This window comes from uncultured Ruegeria sp., assembly GCF_947504215.1.
In the GTDB taxonomy this organism is placed as follows: Bacteria; Pseudomonadota; Alphaproteobacteria; order Rhodobacterales; family Rhodobacteraceae; genus Ruegeria.
On sequence record NZ_CANNGO010000001.1, the window covers coordinates 389434 to 412033 of the forward strand.

General features: G+C 55.3%; 16 protein-coding genes. 7 read left to right on the forward strand and 9 right to left on the reverse strand.

Annotated features, from left to right (window positions below; translation table 11 throughout):
• Nucleotides 1-55: 55 nt before the first annotated feature.
• Both Q1B21_RS01940 and Q1B21_RS01945 read right to left on the reverse strand, forming a co-directional pair.
• Nucleotides 56-304 carry a hypothetical protein gene (locus tag Q1B21_RS01940; protein WP_299885224.1) on the reverse strand — a complete coding sequence of 83 codons (249 nt, stop codon included), beginning with the start codon at nt 302-304 and terminating at the stop codon, nt 56-58.
• A gap of 204 nt (nt 305-508) precedes the next feature.
• Nucleotides 509-3694 (reverse strand): glycosyltransferase, encoded by a 3186-nt coding sequence (locus tag Q1B21_RS01945; RefSeq protein WP_299885227.1) that lies wholly within the window; start codon nt 3692-3694, stop codon nt 509-511.
• Between the two features lie 354 nt (nt 3695-4048).
• Here Q1B21_RS01945 and Q1B21_RS01950 point away from each other — a divergent pair, with 354 nt between their 5' ends.
• The 5 genes from Q1B21_RS01950 to Q1B21_RS01970 all read left to right on the forward strand — a co-directional run bounded on the left by Q1B21_RS01950 (nt 4049) and on the right by Q1B21_RS01970 (nt 9755).
• A complete protein-coding gene (locus Q1B21_RS01950; protein WP_299885230.1) occupies nt 4049-5569 on the forward strand; it encodes a lipopolysaccharide biosynthesis protein in 1521 nt (506 codons plus the stop codon).
• 70 nt (nt 5570-5639) lie between these two features.
• Entirely contained in the window at nt 5640-6383 is a 744-nt protein-coding gene (locus Q1B21_RS01955; RefSeq protein ID WP_299885233.1) for a sulfotransferase family 2 domain-containing protein, read from the forward strand.
• Between the two features lie 79 nt (nt 6384-6462).
• A complete protein-coding gene (locus tag Q1B21_RS01960; RefSeq protein ID WP_299885236.1) occupies nt 6463-7551 on the forward strand; it encodes a glycosyltransferase in 1089 nt (362 codons plus the stop codon).
• A gap of 32 nt (nt 7552-7583) precedes the next feature.
• Nucleotides 7584-8774: a glycosyltransferase gene (locus Q1B21_RS01965; protein WP_299885239.1), complete on the forward strand. Its 1191-nt coding sequence runs from the start codon at nt 7584-7586 to the stop codon at nt 8772-8774.
• Between the two features lie 39 nt (nt 8775-8813).
• Nucleotides 8814-9755, forward strand: coding sequence for a sulfotransferase (locus Q1B21_RS01970; RefSeq protein ID WP_299885242.1), 942 nt, complete (start codon nt 8814-8816; stop codon nt 9753-9755).
• Between the two features lie 157 nt (nt 9756-9912).
• Here Q1B21_RS01970 and Q1B21_RS01975 read toward each other — a convergent pair whose 3' ends face one another.
• From Q1B21_RS01975 to Q1B21_RS01985, 3 genes are read right to left on the reverse strand one after another with little or no spacing between them, the layout of a single operon-like run.
• Complete coding sequence (locus Q1B21_RS01975) at nt 9913-10626, reverse strand: hypothetical protein (protein WP_299885245.1); 714 nt, start codon at nt 10624-10626, stop codon at nt 9913-9915.
• A 33-nt stretch (nt 10627-10659) separates the two neighbouring features.
• Complete coding sequence (locus Q1B21_RS01980) at nt 10660-11442, reverse strand: hypothetical protein (protein WP_299885248.1); 783 nt, start codon at nt 11440-11442, stop codon at nt 10660-10662.
• Nucleotides 11443-11449: 7 nt separating this feature from the next.
• Nucleotides 11450-12007, reverse strand: a complete 558-nt coding sequence (locus Q1B21_RS01985) for a hypothetical protein (protein ID WP_299885251.1) — start codon at nt 12005-12007, stop codon at nt 11450-11452.
• 244 nt (nt 12008-12251) lie between these two features.
• Here Q1B21_RS01985 and Q1B21_RS01990 point away from each other — a divergent pair, with 244 nt between their 5' ends.
• The gene (locus Q1B21_RS01990; RefSeq protein ID WP_299885254.1) at nt 12252-13034 is read left to right on the forward strand and encodes an alpha/beta fold hydrolase; all 783 of its coding nucleotides are present in this window, start codon (nt 12252-12254) and stop codon (nt 13032-13034) included.
• Nucleotides 13000-18291, forward strand: a complete 5292-nt coding sequence (locus Q1B21_RS01995) for a type I polyketide synthase (protein ID WP_299885257.1) — start codon at nt 13000-13002, stop codon at nt 18289-18291. Before Q1B21_RS01990 ends, Q1B21_RS01995 begins: the two co-directional genes overlap by 35 nt.
• Here Q1B21_RS01995 and Q1B21_RS02000 read toward each other — a convergent pair.
• The 4 genes from Q1B21_RS02000 to Q1B21_RS02015 form a co-directional block, all read right to left on the reverse strand.
• Nucleotides 18284-18910: a hypothetical protein gene (locus tag Q1B21_RS02000; protein WP_298932815.1), complete on the reverse strand. Its 627-nt coding sequence runs from the start codon at nt 18908-18910 to the stop codon at nt 18284-18286. The genes Q1B21_RS01995 and Q1B21_RS02000 overlap by 8 nt on opposite strands.
• Before the next feature lie 219 nt (nt 18911-19129).
• Nucleotides 19130-20251, reverse strand: coding sequence for a radical SAM protein (locus Q1B21_RS02005; protein ID WP_299885262.1), 1122 nt, complete (start codon nt 20249-20251; stop codon nt 19130-19132).
• 446 nt (nt 20252-20697) lie between these two features.
• Entirely contained in the window at nt 20698-22011 is a 1314-nt protein-coding gene (locus tag Q1B21_RS02010) for a TRAP transporter large permease (protein WP_299885265.1), read from the reverse strand.
• Between the two features lie 4 nt (nt 22012-22015).
• A complete protein-coding gene (locus Q1B21_RS02015) occupies nt 22016-22549 on the reverse strand; it encodes a TRAP transporter small permease (RefSeq protein ID WP_299885268.1) in 534 nt (177 codons plus the stop codon).
• Between the last annotated feature and the right edge of the window lie 51 nt (nt 22550-22600).

The following is a 22600-nucleotide window of genomic DNA, read 5'->3' on the forward strand; positions in this document are numbered from 1 at the left end:
TGCTACGGAATTGAGCCGTTTTTCATCAGTGTGCCCTAAGAAACCGTGGCCAGAATTATGCATCCGACTTTGGGGACACTTGCGCGGGCGGCACGGTTGGTGCGCGATCATCTGCCGCTTGGGTTTTGCGCTTTCTGTCAACCGCCAACAGCGCAACAACAAGGACGTAGACCAGTTGCAGCAACACAGTGACCGCGATGACAAACAGAACCAGCTGAGCCGAGCTGAATCCAGCCGCATATCCAATCACTGCTGACACAAGAACAGACAGAAAAAGTCCTGCAACAAAAATCGGTAACTGCATCGTTTCCCCTATTGGCGGAGGCTCAATTTAACGCCCCATTCCCCCACCATTTGATGCAGAGTACAGCAAAAACACCCCGGACGACCACTCAATTCTAGGCCCTGTTGTGGCAAAAATGTAAACAATCAAGCGGGGGTTGCGAAACAGTTGCGCTAACGCTGCCGTCATAGCGTGGACAACCAGTCCCGTTCAGGTCGAAGCCACCTAAGCCTTTTCGCTGGCCTCGCCATAGACCGTGATATCTTGAACCCCAATCAAAGACGCGATAGTTCCGCAATGTAGCGCGCCACGCAGCAGGTTTGCATTGCGCCGCGCGGCACTTGGCGCAGTTATCAGCGCGAAAAAAACACAGTAAATCACCTTGGCAACCGCGAGTGGCAGAGCCCTCAGGCGCACGCTACCTCGGCCGTGCTGGCGCAACAGACTTCCATGTGTCTGCCCCATTCGGAACCGTCGCCGCATCAGCCACGACATGGTTGCTCGCGACGGCGTTACCGGCTCTTCAAGCTGAGCATGCGGGGCGAATGCAATTCGGGCGCCATGTTCAACAGCTTCTTTGAAGAACGCAGTATCTTCGCCCCCTGATACGCCCCGATCCAAATCGAAACGTCGGCCCGCCAGAGCATCGCTACCGAGATCCATAATGACGTTGCAGCTATGACCCGCAATTGGTCGGCCATCAGCCCCGAGTTCTGGTGTTGTGTCGTGAATGCGCAGCGCGCGCATCCAACGTGGTGCCTCTGGTCCATACCCTGCGCGAACTGGCCCGACCACAACGTCTGCATCGGCATCTGCTAGGCGCACAACAAGATCACTGAGCCAGTTCGGCGGAGCCAGCTCATCGTCATCGATGAACGCAAAGGCACGCAAACCTTGGAGTTCAGCCTCCTCCAGTGCAGCATTGCGTGCAATCGCGATATTTCCGGCAGGCGCAAATCGGTAGATCACTTGGTGACGTGAGGCCGCAGCGAATTCATCGACAATGCTGCGTGCGCTGGGTGACGCATCATTATCAACAACAATGATCGATAGTTTCGTGCCATTTGGAAGGTTCTGATGTTCAAGCGTTGTTAACGTATCCATCAGGCTAGTACGTTGATACGTACAAACGCCAACAGCAATATGCTCCAAAGGGATCGCGGGTTTCTGAGTGTTGGAAATTGGAACATCGCCGAACTGAACATCCGATGGGCGCAATAACAGCTGCTTCCAGAAGCCAGCCGACCAACCCAGATGCATAACAATCGCAATCGGACCAGCACCCAGCGCTGAACCCTCAAGCTTTGTAGCGGCAAATGTCGCGCCCGAGATCAGACAGGCTGAGATCCAAATCACTGCAGGCAATGCAAAGATTGGGGCGATTGGGGCCAGAGCTGCCAGCCCTAACAGTGGAGCGATACCGATCATCGCAGCCTGCCTCAGCCGCGGCATCTGACGGTGCTTCAACATCGTCCGCGCCCTGCCCCCGCCAAAATTGAAGTATTGACGGAACAATGCGGTGATGGTGCTCCGTGGAAAGTATTCAAGCCGCGTGTTTGACGTCAGCCAAATCCGATGCCCCGACTGCGTCAGGCGCCTATCCAGTTCGGCATCCTCATTGTGCGAAAACCGCGGATCATACCCGCCGACTGACCTGAAAGCATCAAGACGCATAAGCGCGTGATGCCCATGATCGACGAACCGCCCGAAGCCGCCGGTTCGATGCGCCGACCCGCCGTTTCCAAGACGAGCGTTCTGCGTCACGGCGATGGCGTGCTGTATCAGGGTCGCACCAACTGCGTGCATTGGGACGACGACGCTGGCCGCCTTGGTCCGGCCCGCCTCAGCCAGCAAGATATCAATGTAGTCGACCGGGTAGTCGGAGTGCGCGTCTAGGCGGACCAACCAGTCCATACCCTCACCATACCGGGCACAGGCCGCGTTCACTCCGGCACTCTGATATCGGGCGGGGTTGTCCAGCAGCCGTATGTCATAGTGTGGCAAGGCTGCGATTTTGTCCCTGACAATGTCTTGCGTCCCGTCCGTTGAGCCGCCATCAGCGATCACCAAACGCGTATGCGCTGCCTGTTCGCGTCTGCGTTTAAGAAAGACTGTCAGCCCATCTACAACACCCGCGATATGCTCAGCTTCGTTAAAGGTCGGAATGACAATCAGCACCGCATCTTGCGCTGTATTGATGCTTTCTGACGCTTTGAATGGCTGCTTTTCAGTGATTGCCGCAACAAGGTCGCACGCATCCTGCCGGGTGACCTGCCAAACGTCTGGTGGTACAGCGTGTTGCATTTGGTGCAAATGATCCACGATCTCAGGTGACACTTGCTCCATTGCCGAGATGACCGACGCGTCATCTGCTTTTTCCAGTATCAGACCAATGCCAAGTTCGCCTAAAAGGCGCGCTGTTTCTGTTCCGGCAAGTGCGACGGGCGGCACGCCGTTCAGTCCACTTTCATATAGGCGGTTTGGCAAAAGCCAATCCGAATTGCCGCCGGAATCGTAGCGGTCAATCATCCAGGCAAGATCCACGTCCCGATAGATCGCAGCAAGATCATTCGGGTAGGAGTATGGACCTTCGAACACCAAATCCGGGTTACCCTCAACAACATCATGGAAGTCGGGCAATTCATCAAGCGCGGGACGTCCGCGCAACACAATCTTATAGCGTCCCGGATTGGCTCTTGTGAGGGTATCCAGGCATCGCAGAGAAAAGCGACACCTTAGAATTCCGAACCAACCGATGCGAAGCACAGCTTGAACTGCTCCCGTTGATCGACCGCTGGTTTCAGATGGGCCGTCGCTCTGCGCAACCACCTTATTTTCAACCAAGAGGATCGGAGCCGTGCTGTGCTGGACTGGAACAAAGTACTCTCGCTGAAAGGCCGGAGAAGAAACGACAATTTGATCCACCTTCTGGCACAGTCGGCGTTCAATCCAGCGCATTACCCGCGCCTTGATTGATTGGCCAACCATAAGGCGATGAATATCGAGGACCTCGTAGACCAATGAGACCGGCCGAGTTGATCGCAAAACCCGAAGCAACGGTACTGCAAGCGCCAACATCTCAAGGTTCCTGCAGAGGATCGCATCCACAGGTGGTACGTTTCTGACAATCGCGTGCAGCCGAAGACGAAGTTTCAGAACCAAAAAGACGCGTTGCAACATCTTGCCATTATGGGTCTGGCCCAGCACCAAAGCATCTTCGGACAAGGGCCCCGAGCGTCGTCGGAATCCGACAACACTGACGTCGGCACCGCCTGTTCTAAGCATATCGACCCGGCGCCAAATGGCGGCGTCATCCAGATCATGCGCCAGATACAAAACGTGCCGTTTCACACCAGAGCAGTTGCCTTGCTCAAAGGTTACTTCAGTCCCGCTTGTATTGTCCGTGGGCATCGATCGAACATCTCATCGCAGATATGCTTACGCTTTTGTGCCGCAGCTGGGTTGACGTTGCGAGGCTTGTCTAAAACGCGCTCCCGAACCGGCAAAACCGAGCCGTCACCCGCTTTAGAATGAGCGAAAAATCGTCCATAAGATGAATCAGTCAGCAAGTCACAAATCAAATACGCATCAGTTTTGGATGCCCAAGTCTTGCATCATGTTTGTTACGTATAGAACGTTTTCCGCCATTGAGGGCACCCGTTTGGCGGGAAGTTGCTGAAAAAGATGCTGCGCGTGCAAATGGCGGGCACACCTCCCCGCTCCATGCAATTCTTGCGACGTCAAATTGGCAGAAAGTCCTAAAGCATGGCTCAACGTGATCCTCATGAGGTGGTGGAAACCGTCGCCCATGACACCTACGGCGGAACCGTCGTTCAAGGTGGCGTCTACGCCGCACTGAGCCAACTGGTGATGGTCGGGTGTCAGTTCGGGTCGGTTCTCATCCTGTCGCGACTGCTCAAGCCCGCTGATTTCGGCCTGATTGCTATGATCGGCCCGGTCATTGCATTTCTGACGCTGTTCAAGGAAATGGGTCTGCTACAGGCGGTCATCCAGAAACGGACTCTGACATATGGACAGCTTAACTCGTTGTTTTGGATCAATTTGGGCGTCAGCCTGACACTAACAATCTTGCTGATTCTTCTGGCACCGCTGATTGCTGATTTCTACAAAGAACCCGAATTGACATGGCTGGTCAGAATCATGGCCCTGAACATGGTCGTCACAGCGCTTGGGGCGCAGCACTTTGCCCTGCTCAATCGCAATATGGGCTTTGGTCGAATTGCGATCAACGCGAGCATTATCGCCGTGTTTTCTTTGGTTGTTTCGATCCTTTGGGCGTTGGTCTCACCAACACCCTGGGCGCTTGTTGCCGGCACGCTGGCCGGCGGCGTTCTCGGCGCTCTGTTGGTGTGGGCTTGGGTCCCTTGGCACCCATCGCGCCCTAGCATCGCCGCTGGGACTGCCGATCTTTTGGGCTTTGGCGCCGGAGTGACGGGGTTCAAGCTGGCGAATTTCCTGTCACGCAACCTCGACAGCATCTTGATTGGGCGCGTCTGGGGTGGTTCGGCGCTTGGGTTCTATGATCGGGCGTACAAACTGATCCTGTTTCCGTTGAACCGTGTGGCTCAGCCATTGTCGCAGGTTATGGTACCCGTTCTGTCACGGATGCAGGACGAACCGCACCGTTACACCCACGCGTTTTTTCGCGTCTTCGGGCTGATGCAGCTTGCCATCCTGCCCGGCGTCGCCGCGTTGACGGGAATGGCGGACACAGCCGTTCCGTTTTTGCTCGGCGCGCAATGGACGGAAAGCGCCCCGATCTTCGCAGCTTTGGGCATTGCCGCCTTGGCGCAACCGTTGGCAAACCCAACCGGGTGGCTATTTGTCAGTCAGGGGCGCACCACCGAAATGGCATGGTGGGGCTTTGCGTCTGCGACTGTCACCTGTGCAGCATTCGTCTGGGGGGTGCAATTCGGCGTCCGTGAGTTTGCGATGGCTTATGCCGCAGTCACGATGCTGAAACTGTTTCCCCTTTGGCTGCTTGTAACCCGCAAAGGACCAGTTGGCCGGGATAGCATCCTGCGGCGAATTCTGCCGGTATTCTGTGCCGGCCTCGTTTGTTACGTGATCATTTTGGTTACGCAAGCCTCATTGCCCAATCACGCGTTTGCAAAGCTCCTTGCCGGAACCACGATAAGCTATGCCGCGTTTGCAGTCTTTTTGACCTTCAGTGCCTATGGCCGCGACACCCTGGGCGAGGTGAAAGGGTTGGCAGTTAAAGCCTTGCAGCAAATGAAAAAACGCGGGGACAAGAGGCCCGCATGATGTATTCTATGAAACCCACTGCACCACGCTTTTGTGCCGGTTGCGCAGCCCGGATGCCGGAGGCTACGCGATGCAGACGCTGACGCGGATTAGCACCGAGATAGGTTGGCGTATGATGCCCAGCCGAATGATTGATCGCTTACAGCCCAAGCCCGACCCGCAGCTTGAAGATGTCTATCTGAGGCGCGGCCTTATCCTAATACACATACCTAAGAATGCCGGTACGTCTGTCGAAGACGCTTTGTTTGGGTACCGCGTGCGGCACAGGACGTGGAACGATGTAAAGTCGGAATGTCCAAGGGCATGGCAACAGCTACCCAAGATCGCGATCCTTAGGGACCCTGTGGACCGGTTTTTGTCTGCCTATGACTATCTGAAATCCGGTGGACGCAACGCACAAGACCGACAGTTCGGATCCAGAATGATCGGGACGCAACCGGTCGATGACTTCCTGAACCGGCTTTGGACACAAAAAGCCTTTCGCAAAACGACCATGAGGTTTTTCCATTTTCGACCTCAATCGGACTACATCTGTGACGGTGATACCGTGATGGTCGATGCGTTGATCCCATTTCACAAGATGGCCGAGGGGCTGACTAAGTTGACTGGCGTGCCCTCGGGGCTGCTATTGCATGCGAACAAGACCACCGGATCACGAACGCAAAAGTCCGACCTGTCACAATCTGGTGTCGACAAGATCCAACATCTTTACGCGTCGGATGTCGAACTACATTCGGATGCTTGCAAAACTTGGTGCGCAACCTTGCCAATCCAGCCTCTCGTAACCCGGCCAACAGACGGGGCAGATCATTGATGAATCAGCATACCGGCCTCGCCCGTCACCACAATTCAAAGCGCGCAGTATGCCTGCGCCCATTTGCAAGGGTATGAAAATGCGAATTCTATTTGCGGGTGGAAATGGCTGGTTGCCCGAAGCCAGCGGCGGCACCCAGAACAGCACCGATCATTTGATCCGCGAGAGCATTGCCCAAGGTCATGAATGCGCCGTGTATTGCGGCTTTTCTGGTCGTGGGTTCTTTGGGTTTCGGATGAGAGCCCAGCGCAAGATCACCGGTCGCCCGTTCAGTATCGACCACAGTCAGGGTTACGAGGTCATGCGCACCTGGGAACCCGTGGACCCGGCCCGAATTTCCGCAGCCGTCGATCGTTTCCGACCCGATGTCGTGGTCATCCAAACTCGACATTCAGCCCGCTTGGGTATGGAGTTTGCAGAATTCGGCCTGCCTGTTGTTCTATATCTGCGCAACGTTGAGTTTGACGAAAACGAAGGGGATGTAAGTATGATCCCTGGCGCAAGTTTCATCGCCAATTCAAACTTTACAGCGGGGGCCTACCACGACGCCTACAGGATCGATTGCGCGGTGATTACGCCAACCATCAATTTTGAAGAATATAGATGCGACACCACCAGAGAATTCGCGACGCTTATCAACATACATCCAAAAAAAGGGTATGAGGTTGCGCGCGAAATGGCGCGTGCCTGCCCGGATATTCCGTTCCTGTTTGTCGAGGCCTGGACACTTTGGGACGGTCTTTTCAAACAAATCATGGCCGAAATTGCCGAGCTGCCCAACGTCACGTTCATGAGCCGAACGTCAGATATGTCGAAGGTCTATGGGCGTACAAAGGTACTGCTGGCGCCAAGCCAGTGGGAAGAAGCCTGGGGCCGCGTTGCGTCCGAGGCCCATTGCAGTGGTATCCCCGTGATCGGTTCGAACCGAGGGGGGCTGAGTCAGGCCATCGGACCCGGCGGCATCGTTCTGCCCCATGATGCACCGACCGAGGAGTGGGTCGATGCGCTGCGCAAGCTGTGGTCGAACGAAGATGCCTACAACGATCTGTCAAAAACAGCATTGGACTACGCCAAACGCCCCGAACTCGATTTCAAACGCCAGCATGAGGCGTTCCTGTCGGTACTTAACAGGGCTGTTTCGCAACAAAGTGTCCGCTGCTCAGCCTGAATTGGCAAATCCAACGAAATCGGAGCCGACCCGTGAACATCTGCTTTTGTGTCTCGAGCTTTCCAACGGTGTCACAGACGTTTGTCACCTCACAGGTGATGTATGCCGTGGCACGGGGACATCAAGTGACGGTGGCCTGCAAAACGTTCGAAGCCGAGACACCACTTTCGGATGAAGAAAAGGCGTTGCTGACCGATGTTCGAATTGTTGTTTGGCCCCCGACAAGACCAAGCCTGTTGCAGGCCATCCCAAGACATTTGGCGGACCGAATGGCCGCGCGGTTGGATCGATCTGCATGGCGGCGACAGATTGATGCAGAAGTTGTCATTGCACATTTCGGGTATCGCGGCGCTGCGGTGGCACGCGCGCAAAAGGGCTGGAAACATCGCCCACCCTTGGTGACGGTTTTTCACGGTCGGGATGTGAGTGTCGAGCATCAGCGCGATAGGTTGGCGCGATACCGGGATCTCTTCACGCAGGGCGATCTCCATGTCACCGTCAACGAACAATTCGCAAAGCGTCTCGTTGAGTGTGGCGCCCCCGACGCGCGCGTCGAAACCCGGCACCTTGGCATTCCAGTGGCTCGATACGCTTATTCGGCACCCAAAGTCGACACGACTTTGCGCCTGTTTAGCCTGTGCCGGTTGGTGGAGAAAAAGGGGTTGAAGACCGCAATTGACGCATTGGTGTTGCTGCACCAGCACCACCCCGAGATCGGCTGGCGTTACGACATTGGCGGCGACGGCCCGCTGACATCGGAACTGCAAGATCAGGTGACGCGTAACGGATTGCAAGATCGCGTTCGTTTTCTCGGTGCCCTGCCTCATCAAGATGCCCTGAAACGGATTACTAATGCGGATGTCTTGCTCGCCCCAAGCTGCACGGCAAAGGATGGTGACCAGGAAGGCATACCAGTTACCTTGATGGAGGCGATGGCGCTTGGAACCCCGGTATGCACAACGCGCCATTCCGGCATACCCGAACTGGTCACCCATCATGAGACCGGGCTACTGTCTGATGAACACAACGCAGAAGAGCTGTGTCAGAATATCCTGTTCCTTGCGCAAAACCCCCAAAACGTAGGGGCTTTGGCCACGGCCGCCCGCAAGAAAGTCGAGCATGACTACAACGAAGATTTGCAAAACGCCGAGTTTCTGGAGCGGTGTCGAGCCCTGCAATCAGCGCCCCGAACCGAATTGGTAAGCCAGATTGCTGCGTTTTAGCTTTCAACCCTCTTCCGCCCGATGATCGAATAGGAGGCAATGACCTTGGCAATACCGGACTTCATCATCGGAGGAGCTCCGAAATGCGGCACAACCTCACTGCATCAAGTTTTGGATCAACACCCCGACGTCTGGATGGCCAAAAACGAGTTGTACTTCTTTGATGCCGACGATCCCATTGCACACGGTGATTTCCTGGGGATCGAGGGTGACGATCTGGTTGCACGTTCTCCCGACGACCCGGCGCTGAAGGACTGGTATCAAAACCGCTTTTCTGATGCGCCCGATGGATGCCTTACGGGCGAGGATTCAACAACCTACCTGATGTCCGATGTCGCAGCGTTTCGCATCAAAGCAATGAACCCGGGTGCAAAAGTAGTTTTCATGCTGCGAGATCCGGTCCGGCGCGCTTTTTCGCAATACTGGCATCTTCTGCGCAGCGGACGCACCTGTGTGTCTTTTGAAAAAGCGCTCAGCAGCGAACCTTCAATCGTGTTGGGTTCAACCTATGCCCCCTCCCTACGGCAATTCCATGCGGCGCTTGGGAAGGACGGGGTGCATGTTGTCTTGTTCGAGGAATTCAAGGACGATCAGCAGGCCGCGATGGATGCTGTTACCACATTTCTCGGGCTTTCACCGATGCCGGTCGCAAAGGTGGAAACCTGGCACAATCGAACAAAGTATCCGACCCGAACAAGTACGCTGCTTCGCCTGAATCGCGTGGGCAAGATTTTGGTGCGCTATCGCTACGCCCGCCATTTCGATGGCTTCGGTGGCGCCATGTCTGCCATCGGTCACAAAGCGTACCGTCGTTGGTATCATTTCGTCGAAAAGCGGGTTCTAACGCAGGATCGACCGCCGTCGGACATGCGGCCCAAAACGTGCGACTACCTGCGCCAGCATCTATCGGACCGAAATGCCGGGCTTTCAGATCTTTTGGGCAAAAGCCTGGGCGATTATTGGCCGGGATTCTCCCAATAGCCAACGACGGCCTTGGTTCGCACGCACCTTCCTGGCCACCTGGACCTTGCTCGCACCAGCAACAATATCACGCGGGGTGACACACGTTTCTAGTAGGATACCGCCTATCGAAAATGGGGCGCAAATACGGGCTCCGATCTGTTAGCTTGGTCTCAGGTCAGCAGCAATCGCACTTACAGGTGGAAATATGGCTGTCGCACTGATTTGGCAGAACGGCGACTGCGACAAGAACGGGCCGGTTGATGCACCCATCCGCGTTAATGCGCGCATAAGCGACTTCACAGCGGTCCACATCGTGACGACGTTGATCGTCTTTCTCTTCGCGATCTTTCGAGGATTTGCCCGTGCCATGGTCTTTGTGGAACACAGAACAATCGATATTGACAGCGAGCGAAATAACTTTTTCCTCGCAAGGCCCCAATGTGAATTTGGTTTCAGACAAAGAAGCATTCCACCCAAGATCGCGCCCGCTTGCCGTTGTGAAACTGCTTAGTGAAAGTGTCACGTCGCGTGTTCGCCGGCCGTCGTTGGAAAACGTAATCGAGATGACGCGCCGTTCAGAACACCTAGCCTCGATCAATACGTCTCCATCACAAATACAGCACTCGCAGCAGCTGTCGTAAACGCTCGGGCTGTCACAGCAATCACACCCGTAGTCGCATCCACACTGTTTTGGAGAATACTGCACGCCCGGCACCCCATAAAGTGCGGTGGAGTAGTAGGCCTGCAGCTGCGTGTACCCTTCCCGGAGACTGCAGAGGTAGTCGTCAATATCCATCATCCGCATGCTCTGCGTGCGATAGCAATATGCATAGAACACCTCGGGTTTTCGGGCATAGCTGCCACCGGGGGGTGTCATCGTTTTTTGCATGTTCTTGCCTCCTAAGCGCGGATAGAGGAACCTTCAGACAGCCAAAATGCGTGCCGTCACAGTTTCCGAAAGAATCCGTATGAATGCAGTGGTCTCGACGCGGACTGGAATCTTGCTCGGGATCTGAAAGGTCCAGATTTGTGATGCTGCCTGACCCGCTTCCAGTGTAATGGCTTCGTTGGTGACCTTAAGCGGCGCGAAACTCGCCAGCTCAGCCTCATAACTGAGCGACATGGCGCGCATCACATCGTCCAGCGTACGTTCCGTATCTTCGAGCTTTTTTAGCGTTGCCCGCTGTGCCCGGCAGTGTATCTCGTCAAGATCAAGTTGCACGGCTCCGATTGCCGGAATGGTGACAGGAACGTTGCCATGGTTTTGAAAGGCCATCAGCTTTTCGACCTTTGCACCTTTCTTTCCCACCACAAACACTTCGGGGGGTGAAACCTCAAAATCGACGACCTCGGTTACGATGACTTGGGCCTGATGGTCCGCGCCGTCTAAGGGAAATGACATCGTGTATATGCCGGGTGGCGTCGACGGTTTCAGGGCAACCGTCAAAGGGACAGCTTTTCTGGTGCCGGCTCGAATTTTGACGCGTGGCAAATCAACGGCCAAGGCCGGTTCAGATACCTTGGCTTTTGTACCCCTTCCCCCCTTTGCTGGCACTTGGGTCAACTTAAGATCGCGCAGTGCCTTTCGTTCAGCACCCGCGTTCTCAAGGCTCAGAGTGCCGCACAACGCACCCGGTTCGCCAATCAAAACAAGCGGCTCAGCAAGTTTGACGTCTGAGGTTGTTTTCTTTGATGCCGTTGCCATGTCGCGCCTACTTGATATGGATTTTCACACCACCAGAACTGGGTTGCTTACCGGCAGTAGCATGCCCCGACGACGGTGCCGAACTTTGCGCCGGTAACTGGACCGAAGGACGGAAAGGCAACTCTTCGTAGATCTGCTTGCTTTCACCGCTATAGGTCACGCCGTAATACTCGACACCCATATAGGTCACGCCGATATGGTGGTGGTACGGTTGGCAGATGATGCCGGTGGGCAGCTTGCCGTAGTTAACCGTGGTGCAGAAATCCAATGCCACCGGTTTCACATCGATCGACAGCGGCTTAATCTCGAGCGTCAGATCGCTTGAGCTTTCGGTGACTATCGGCTCAGAAATCTTGATGTCCTGAAGGCTTTCCGTTTTGATCGGATCCCCGCCCTCAAGCTTGGTCTCAGACTTGACCGGGTTCGCTCCACCATTGAGCGTAACACCTATATCATCGAGACCGTTTACCGTGACATCCGCATCGGTATCTGAATCGATTGAAATAGGTCCGTTGTTGACGTTTACGGTGCTTCTGCCACCTCCGCCTTTGCCGCCGCCTGGCATCGTCACCTCCGAATGCAATCGGTGCAGTGCCTATGACATGCACCTCAATATGAATAAGTGTTTGGCACGTAAAACATGCAAATGGTGAGCTAAGAGTAGCATATTTGGCGTCTTTGATCACGTTTGATGATCAGCCGCACACGAGCTGGCGCGCCAAAAGGACCAATTTGTGTTATGGTACAGGCAGATCAGTGGTTGGGTGCGCAGCGCGTGCCGATAATCATCGCCAGAGGTGACAGACGCTGTGAGTGTTGAAATCGCATTGAATCCGCATGACGCTACCTGTGCAGGTCTGTCCGGTCGCCTGCTCTGTTTTCCGCATGCAGGCGGCGCGGGAGAGCGCTTTCAAGATTGGATAAGCGGTTTTGCGCCGGTTTTGGACGTCAGATCCATAACATTGCCAGGTCGAGGAGCGCTATTGAACCACAACCCTGTTGAATCGTGGCCGTCCCTCCTCGCTGCCGTCGTCACAAAAATACTGCCGCTCACGGATCGGCCCTACGCCCTGTTTGGGCACAGTTTCGGGGCACTTTTGGCCTATGAAACAGCCCGAGCATTGGGGGCAAAGGGTCGCGTGCCCAATTTGCTCGTCGTCGCGGGGCGCGCGCCACAAATGGCCACCCATGAGGTCGCGATATCCGGCTTGCCGCGCATCGCGTTTCTGAAAGAGCTGGAAGCGATTGATGGGACGCCGGCGGACGTTCTCGCCAACGCTAACTTGATGGACCGGGTGTTGCCTGCTGTGCGCGCCGATTTCACCTTGCTGGAACGTTACGACGCGGATGACGCAGAAAACCATCCGCCGCTTGATTGCCCGATCCTCGCCGTAGGCTCTGATAACGACCCGCGGGTTCCATTTGATGCCGTTCTCGGCTGGCGCCATCGGACGCGCCTTCGGTTCGAGTGTCGTCTTTTTGCGGGCGATCACTTCTTTCCCTTTTCTAACCCGGATTTCGCCGACTCATTGTTTGACTATGTTGATGGCTCTCTGAATGAACACTCAAAGGACTTCCATCGCGCCGGATGAAAACTCCATCGCGATCATCGGAATGCAGGGCCGCTTTCCCGGCGCTGCGACTGTCGACGAGCTGTGGCAAAACCTTATGGCCGGGCGCGAAGCTGTAACAACGCTGACAACCGAACAAATGGAAGGAGCAAGTGTTCCCAAAGACATCCATGAACTGCCCAACTACGTCAACAAAGCCACCCTACTCGAGGATGTCGACAAGTTCGACGCCGAGTTCTTTGGGTTCAGCCCCCGTGACGCCGAACTGACCGATCCTCAACACCGCCTGTTTCTGGAATGCGCCTGGCACAGTCTGGAAGATGCCGGGTACGTCCCCAACCGCTACAAGGGTGATATCGGCGTGTTTGGCGGGTGCGAATTGTCCGGATACCTCTATCTGATCAATCGCAATCTTGATCGTCTGGGATTTTTGGACGGCATGCAATTGATGATAACAAACGATAAAGACTACATGGCCACTCAGGTGGCTTATAAGCTGAACCTGACCGGTCCAGCTATCACCGTTCAGACGTCGTGTTCGACATCGCTGGTTGCTACGTGTCTTGCCTGCCAAAGCCTACTGGAAGAGAGCTGCGATATTGCCTTGGCCGGCGGAGTGACGGTGAAAGTTCCCCAGCGGCGCGGTTATCTGTTTGCAGCGGGTGGAATCTTGTCACCCGACGGGCAATGCCGCCCGTTCGATGCCGCCGCTCAGGGCACTATCGTCGGCAGCGGCGTCGGGCTTGTTGTTTTAAAGCGCCTGGACAAGGCGATCCGCGACGGAGACCGCATACGGGCCGTGATCAGAGGTTTCGGGCATAACAACGATGGAGCAAACAAGGTCAGCTATGCCGCGCCAAGTGCAGAAGGACAGGCGCGCGCGATTGAGACTGCCTTTGAGATGGCAGGCATTGCACCGCGTTCTGTCGGATACATCGAGGCCCATGGAACAGCGACGATGCTCGGCGACCCCATCGAGGTTTCGGCCCTGACGCGTGTCTTTCGCAAATCAACGGATGACACGCAGTTCTGTTCAATTGGTTCGGTCAAAGCCAATCTGGGACATCTCAGCTGCGCCGCTGGGGTCACCGGTCTGATCAAGGCTGCACTGGTGACCGAAACCGGCAAAGTGCCACCCAACCCCCATTTCAGTGTTCCCGCCCCGGGGATCGATTTTCCGACAAGCCCGTTCTACGTGAATCGCGACGCTGCCACGATACAGGCAAAAGACGGGCCTCGGCGCGCGGGTGTCAGTTCATTTGGGGTGGGCGGAACAAATGCGCATGTCCTTCTGGAAGAACCGCCAAAGCAGACCAGCTCAGGACCAGGACGCAAGCGGCAGTTGGTGGTCATGTCCGCCCGAAGTGAGACAGCGCTGAATCGGCTGGCTTTGGCACAGGCCCGCCAAATCATGACGGCAACTTCATCTGAACTCGCCGACATTGCCTATACCGCAAAAACCGGCCGGACCCGTTTCGTGCATCGGCGCTATGTGCGTGTTGACTCCGACAATCCGGCCGGCAGCGCGCTCGCGCTTCTGTCTCACAATACCGAAAAAGTGCGCACGTTTCAGTCCAACGGCGAAGACCGCCCCGTCGTGTTCATGTTTTCCGGCCAAGGCTCACAATATCCGGATATGGGCAGAGGTCTGCACCGGGCCGAACCCGTTTTTCGCCGCGCATTCGACCGGTGTTGCCGCGCGTTCCGGGCAGCAACCGATCTGGATCTGAAACCTATTGTGTTTCCAAAGAAAGAGGATCGAAAACGCGCAGCTGATAAGTTGAAGCAGACCCAGTTCACACAACCCGCTTTGTTTGCGGTCGAATATGCGCTCGCCCAGCTTTGGATGTCGTGGGGCGTTCGCCCACGCGCCATGATTGGTCACAGCATTGGCGAATACGTGGCGGCGACACTCGCAGGGGTCATGACCTTGAGGGATGCGGCGAAGCTTGTGGCGCGGCGCGGTGCTTTGATGGCGTCCTGCAAACCCGGCGCAATGCTGTCGATCCCGAAAGACGAGAGTTACGTACGGCCTATGTTACCGGACGATATTGCGGTGGCGACCGTCAATGCGCCTAGCATGACAGTGGTGGCGGGTCCGACACCAGCTATAAAACGACTGGCCAAACGGCTTGAAAACCAGAAGATCACTCCGACGTTGCTGCGAACGTCTCATGCGTTCCATTCCGCCATGATGGATCCGATCCTCGATGCATTCATTGAGGCGTTCAAGGATGTACGTTTGCGGCCGCCAAGTGTCGACACCTACTCGAACCTCACTGGCAACGTGCTGACGGCAACGGCCGCAACTGACCCCGCCTATTGGGCCATGCATATCAGAAGCACGGTTCGTTTTGCCAACTGTGTGCAAGGTGGTCTGGCGTTGCAAGATGCGATCTTCCTTGAGATCGGACCGGGCCGCTCGCTGACCAACCTTGCCGGACTTCAGCTTGTGGGCAACAACTCTGTTGCACTGTCGTCGATGGACAGCAAGGCGGGGCCTTCGGAAGAGGTCGATCTTGTGACGGACGCGCTCGGTCAGTTGTGGGCGCAAGGTGCGGATATTGACTGGCATACATATTACAGGGGCGAAGTTCGGCGAAAGGTGGCGCTGCCACCCTACCCGTTCGAACGCGACAGTTACTGGGTCGGTGGCGGCGAAGACCCAAGCATGCAGGCTGCCGCCTCACGCAAGGCCATGGTTGATTGGGCCTATGTGCCTGACTGGATTGAAACATCAATCGAGAACTTATCCACCTTTCCCGATGAAGCACGCGTGCTGATCTTCAGCGACAAACGCAGCGCTGCGAACAGCTTACAGAACTCACTACAAGAGCAAGGCGTAACAACCATCAAGGCCAGGGCGGGGAAACGGTTCATGCAGCGAAAAGACGGATCTTTTGTTGTGAATCCCCATGACCCGGAACACATGAGACAACTGGCCGCCAAACTCAATCTTGAGGCCAGCCCGATCACCCATGTCGTTTCCTTTTGGCCTCTGATGCTTAAAGATGCTGAAACCTGCATAAGCACAATGCAAAATGCGGCCATCGAACTTGCCAAAACGAATGGGATGGCGAAGTTTCAGATGATTTCGCTGACAGCGCAGGCACAATCAGCCCGGCCCGATGGAACATGTTCCATTGCAGCGTCAGCCACCCTCGCCTTGGCGAAGACATTGGGGCAGGAAGTTTCATCACTGCAGATCACAACTGTGGATGTCGCTAAAGACGATCAATCTACGGCCGCCGCGGACCAGCTTGCGCGCTGGGTGCTGGACGAACTACAGGCGTCTGAATTCACGCCCAGCGTCGCGTATATTGGCGGCAAAAGACACGTTCTGAGCTGCACTGCGCAGCCGTTGGAGCCCATTGATCCCTCGCCGCTTTTCAAAACAAACGGCGTCTATGTGATTACTGGAGGTCTCGGAAATATCGGATTGTCGATCGCACGGATGCTAGCCGAAAAATATCAGGCGAAACTGGTTCTCATTTCTCGAAACGGCGCACCACCCAAGGCCAATTGGAAGGCCTTGACCGCCGGGTCGGACGAATTTGACAAGACCGCGACCCTTGCACGCACGCTGATGAATTTGGACCGCAAGGGCCATGTACTTGCTCTGAAGGCTGATGCGACAGACCAAAAGGCGCTTGAACAAGCCCTGTCCGATGGCCGAGAACTGTTTGGCGAAATTGATGGTGTTTTTCATATGGCGGGAAACGTGAAAGACGGGTTCGGAAAGCTGAAGAAGCTGAAATCCTACGATCTGGCGCGCCAGCTTAATCCGAAGATCGGCGGTGCACAAACGCTGGCCAAGGCACTACAAGGTCATACCCCGGATTTTGTTATTCTTGGATCGTCGCTTTCTGCGGTTCTTGGCGGAGTTAATCTGGGGTATTATGCGGCTGCCAATCAGATGCTCGACAGCTTTGCCGCGTCCCGGCCCACGGACGCCCGGTGGATTTCGGTCAATTGGGATCAATGGGCTTTTGCAGATCAGATCCACGGAGAAGATGCCATTTCGCCCGAAGATGGGGCCGAGGCGCTTTTGCGGCTGGCAGCGCTTGATGCCAACCAGATTGCCATTTCCACTACACCATTGAAGACGAGACTAGCCGAATGGGTCGACTTCACCGCCGCGCCACACACGGCGGAAGCTTCAACAGGTGGCCATAACCGTCCGAACCTGACCAATCCCTTTGAGGCACCAAAGACCGACATGGAGACTATCCTCGCGGGGATTTGGGAAGAACTTCTCGGGTTAAGCCCCGTCGGTATCCACGATAAGTTCTTTGAATTGGGCGGCCATTCGCTGCTTGCCATTGAGATGACAATGCGGATCGAAGAGCGGTTTGGTTACACCCCAGAGGTCGGTCAGATTTTTGACGCGCCAACGATTGCAGGGCTAGCCCCGTTAATTGAGCAAAACATAGGGAAGGAACGGGAGCCGCCCCAACCAGCCGAGGCCAATCACACTTCTGCGACAACCGATCCGGACCTAAGCTTGGAGGGTGCTAAGAAAAGCTTTCAGGACATGTATGACGGTGTGACCAAACAACTGGATGGGTCCGCTTTCGGTTCCTTCGCACATTTTCTGAACTATGGCTACGTATCAAACGGTGCGACAGAGGCATCAAAAGCAGAACTTGGCGCCAAGATGATGAACCGAAACTCGGTCAAACTGGCGCTGGAAGTGATCGGAACCTACCCTGTTGATGGCAAAACCCTATTGGATGTGGGATGCGGACGGGGTGGAACAGCCAGAACCTTGGTTGAGTTCTTCGAACCTGCCGCGGTCACCGGCGTGGATCTCTCAGGCGCGGCGATCGATTTTTGCCGAAAGACACACACTGACGGCAGGCTGACATTTCTGCAGGGCGACGCCGAGGACTTGCCTTTCAAGGATGCGCAGTTCGACGCTGTGACCAACATCGAAAGCTCTCATACCTACCCTGCCATACAGCGCTTCTACGCATCGGTCATGCGGGTTCTGAGACCGGGTGGTGCGTTTCTGTACACCGATCTCTTGCCGGTCGGAAAACTGCATCAATGCCTCGAACTACTGAAAGATCTGGGCTTTGTGATTGAAGATGAACGAGACATCACACCTAATGTGCTGCTGTCATGTGACGAAATCGCGGCGTCGCGCCTTGGTGCCTTTGGAGGCGATCAGGACATGAGCAACTTTCTGGCCGCCCCTGGATCGGCTGTCTATGAATCGATGAAGTCGGGTGAGTGGAGTTACCGTATCTGGCGATTGATGCGGCCAATTACGTGACGTCTATCTGACAAGAAATCAATTGGTTGCGCGCCTGACCTAATCCAACAATCACAAGGGCAGTCGAATAGCATACCCCTTCGCGGTAGAGGTCAGCATCAAGCGGTATCATAACCTTTACCGTTTGCTTTTGACCGGGCGCGAGGTTGATAAGCTCTGGGACGACATCGATCATCGCACCTTCAAGAGCCGTACCAGAGTCATCCAGAACCGGCGTCGTTGAAACACGGGGGCTGACACTGGTGGCTGTGCTATTCTCAACATCAAAACTAGCGGACAGGGTTGTGCCCGCAGCACCAGACAGCGAAATCGATGCCGCCTGAGGGTCTGGTGCCGGGTCGGTCAAATAGCCGTTCATTCCGCGTGTATTCAGGAAATGAAAAAGTTCATCAGTATATCGTTTGGACAAAACTTGCGCCGATGCAGCATATCGAATGGCAAGCTGAAGACCCTCCTGCGCGATCTCAGCACCGCGCGTTTCGGTGAATTCTTTGTAAAGGTCAGCCAACTCAGGCGCATATCCTTGTTCCGACAGCTTTTGATACTGTGTCCCAGCGTCGGTGTATTGCTGGGTGAAGGCCGTATAGATCGACTGTAGCTGACGGTAGCTTTCCTCCATCGCGGCCTGCAGGTCGGCTTGCCCATCTTTCCGCGAGCGGGCCGGCTGCAGGCTCGGATTGTCATTCTCAATTTCCGTTGGTTTCTTAGAAGACTCCGTTGGCGCGGGCTTAGGTTTGGGCGCGCTCCGCTTTGCCTTCCTCGTTGGTTTTTTTGCTGGTTGTTTTCTGGTAGTTTTGGCCATTTCAGCCCCTATCGTAGCCGTGCTGACCCGCCCAACTTACACCAAAGCAGCGTTTTGCGCCAATTTGCCCTCGGTCTCGCGCCGAATTGCAGCCTGATACCATGTGCTCAAAAGCGCGACGTAGCCCGCCAAATTGGTCGAGGTCAGCGTTGCTGCAGCGTGCGTTGGGCCACGGAGGCCACGTTCAACCGCAAGCGTGCCATAAAGCTCAATCACTCTCTGGATCAATGTTGGCGCGGCATAAGCAAGCGACAGATGCTCCGGCTCCCAGACCGTATTGAAGTATAGGACCGCGCCAAGTTCATCGGCAAACTCCAACAGATCAACCAGCTCCTGCCAGTTGACGGTCATAATGCAGGCCGAAATCCCGATTGGTCGGTTGTTTTGGTGCGAATAGTCGGCTAGCCAGCGTGTGTTTGCCATCACAGTGTCAAAGTCGGCATTGCGACGGATCGAGCAATAAGTGTCGCGCCGAACACTGTCGAGCGAGATGCCGATATGCACGTTGCCGCGTTCCAAAACTGAACGGGCTTGATCCGGAAGGATTGACGCATTGGTCTGTATAGTGATTTCGCAATCCGGGTTCAGGGCGATGAGCCGTTCCCAGATCAGGTAATACAGCCGCATGACGAAAGGTTCGCCGCCATAAAATGTCGTGCCCTCAAGATGGGGGATGAACTCTTCCAGTTCGTCGACAAAAGACTGGCCATAAGCTTGCGGCAAGGCGGGGCGTCTTTCGCGGAACCGGCGGATCCGCGAAGAAAGCTCTCCGTTGCACATGATGCATTCCAGATTGCAGGCATTATGCAACTCGAAAGACAGCGAAGTTGGATGATCCGGATTTGGCGTCCAGCGGTCGAAATGCTGTGCGACAACGGCTCCGAAATTTCCGGTTTCGATTTGCGACCCGCACCCGTTGCACGCGCCGCCAAGATCGTCCGCCGCGATGCGTTTGCACAGGGTTTGGCGCGCACGGCCCTCCCAAATCTCGCGGATTGATTGGGTCGGGTAATACCCTAGAGATTCGCGATTGTAGCAGCAGCTTGATACGTTGCCGTCAGTGCCGAAATACAGGCTTGTTGACGGGCTGTAACACAGCAGAGGCCGAGGTCCAGAGCGGCGCTGCTGGTTATAAAGATAGTTCTGGATCGGGTTCACGACGTCCCCCCGCAAAACTCTTTCTTGGTCATATCTTATCACAAATCTTGTTCGGTGAGTCTGAAATGAGCGAAAGCTCGCGGCGTCTGCATTTCTGCTTGGGCGCTACGCCCACCCCGTATGACGACCTTTAGCCCTGACACATCCGTCCCAACGACAAGAACACCGGCATCTGATGTTTTTTTTCGTATGTTTTCGTGAGAACTAGTTCGTACGCCACTCCTTGCCATTCGTTGGGTTCTATTTGCGCCGAATTTGAACTCCGATTTATGCTCTTTCGGCTTTTACAGATATGTCACGCCCAGATACTCCAACGCGCAGCAAATGTCGGAAAGCAACGAGTTCGCGTTGACATCTGTTCGCTCTAAAACAACAGCAGCAGAACTTTTTACCCTAGTTCAATGCGCTCTTTGTCTGTTTGCGGAACAAGTGCCAGGCGTGTGACGTCAACCTCCGGGCCCCTGACGTAAGTTGTCAGGCAACCACGTGGCCAGTTCCGGGAACCAGATCAGCACGAATACCATCAAAACCATGATCAGGAACATCGGGATGGCAGCGCGCGCGATGTAACTCATTTCGTGGTTCGTCATACCTTGCATCACGAACAGGTTGAACCCGATCGGCGGCGTGATCTGCGCCATCTCGACGACAACCACGATGAAGATGCCAAACCATATCAGGTCAATCCCGGCGTCACGGATCATCGGCTCGACAACTGCCATGGTCAGCACAACCGAGGATATCCCGTCAAGAAAACAGCCCAGAATGATGTAGAAGACCAGAAGCACCATCAACAGTTCGAACCGGGTCAACTCCCAGCCAGCGATCAGATCCGCCAGCCCGCGTGGCAGACCGGTAAATCCCATGGACAACGACAAGAACGCGGCCCCGGCCAAGATCAATGCAATCATGGCGCTGGTGCGTGTCGCTCCCATCAGGCTTTCGGTGAACGTTTTCCAGTTCAACGATCCTTGACCTGTCGCCAGTAACAACCCCCCGATCACACCAAAAGCAGCCGCTTCGGTTGCGGTGGCATAGCCCAGGTACATCGATCCAATAACCACTGTGATCAGCAAAATCACAGGCAACAGAAAACGGGAATTCCTGACCTTTTCTGAAAAACTTAGTTTGCTTTCATCGTTCGGGTTCCAGTCTTTACCCACCTTCGAATAGATCGCGACATAGCCCATGAACATGGTTGCCAGCACAAGCCCCGGCAGAATGCCTGCAAAGAACAGTTTGGTGATCGATTCATTGATCGTCACACCATAAACGATCAGCGTCAGCGAAGGCGGGATCATAAGCCCCAAAGTCGCCGCCCCAGTCAGCGTCCCGATGATCATCTTCTCGGGGTAATTGCGCTTTCTCAGCTCTGGGATCGACATTTTCCCAACTGTGGTCAAAGTGGCAGCAGAGGACCCCGAAACAGCGGCAAAGACCGTACAGCCCACGATATTGGTGTGCACCAACCCACCGGGCATAGGGGCCATCCAAGGGGACAGCCCTTTGAACATATCTTCGGATAATCGTGTTCGGTACAGGATCTCGCCCATCCAGATGAACATTGGCAGCGCTGTCAGCGTCCACGAGGACGAGGCGGACCAAATGGTGGTGATCATCACGTCACCAACCGGTCGGGTAGTGAACAGCTCCATTCCGACCCACGCGACGCCCATCAGAGCAAGTCCAACCCATACGCCGGACCCAAGCAGCGTAAAAAGGACAAAAAGAAACAGGATGATGACAGATACGTTCTCCATATCCCTATTCTCCGTGGCTTTGATCGGCCAGATCACGGACGATGCGGTGATCGCCCCGGAACAGCACATGGATCAGATGATCTGTCAGGGCGATGGCGAGGATGATCGCCCCGATCAGCATGGTTGACTGCGGTATCCACAGCGCAGTTTTGTCCTGACCCTGACTGATATCGTTGAACTTCCAGCTCCAGTAGACAAAGCGATAGGCGTACCAGCAAAAGTACCACATCACTGCTGCGCCGATGGTAAAGCACCAGATTTCAAGGAGACGGCGCACCCCGTCCGGGACAGAGTTCAACAGGATTGACACCCGAATATGGCTGCCGCGATTCAACGCATTGGCGAAGGCAAGGAACGACGCCGCCGCCATCGCATATCCGGCATAATCCGGAGCGCCTGGAAATACTTCCCCGGTCCAGCGGGCTAACATCTGAACGACGATGAGCAACAATATGGCAATCAGGCTGAGCGCTGCCAGCACACCCGCCGCCAAATAGATGAAATCCAGTACGGACCGAAGCCCTCGCAATACCGCCATACCGTCCCCGCTGTGGTTCGTTTTGAGTGACAGCGGGCAGAGGGTTGGCCC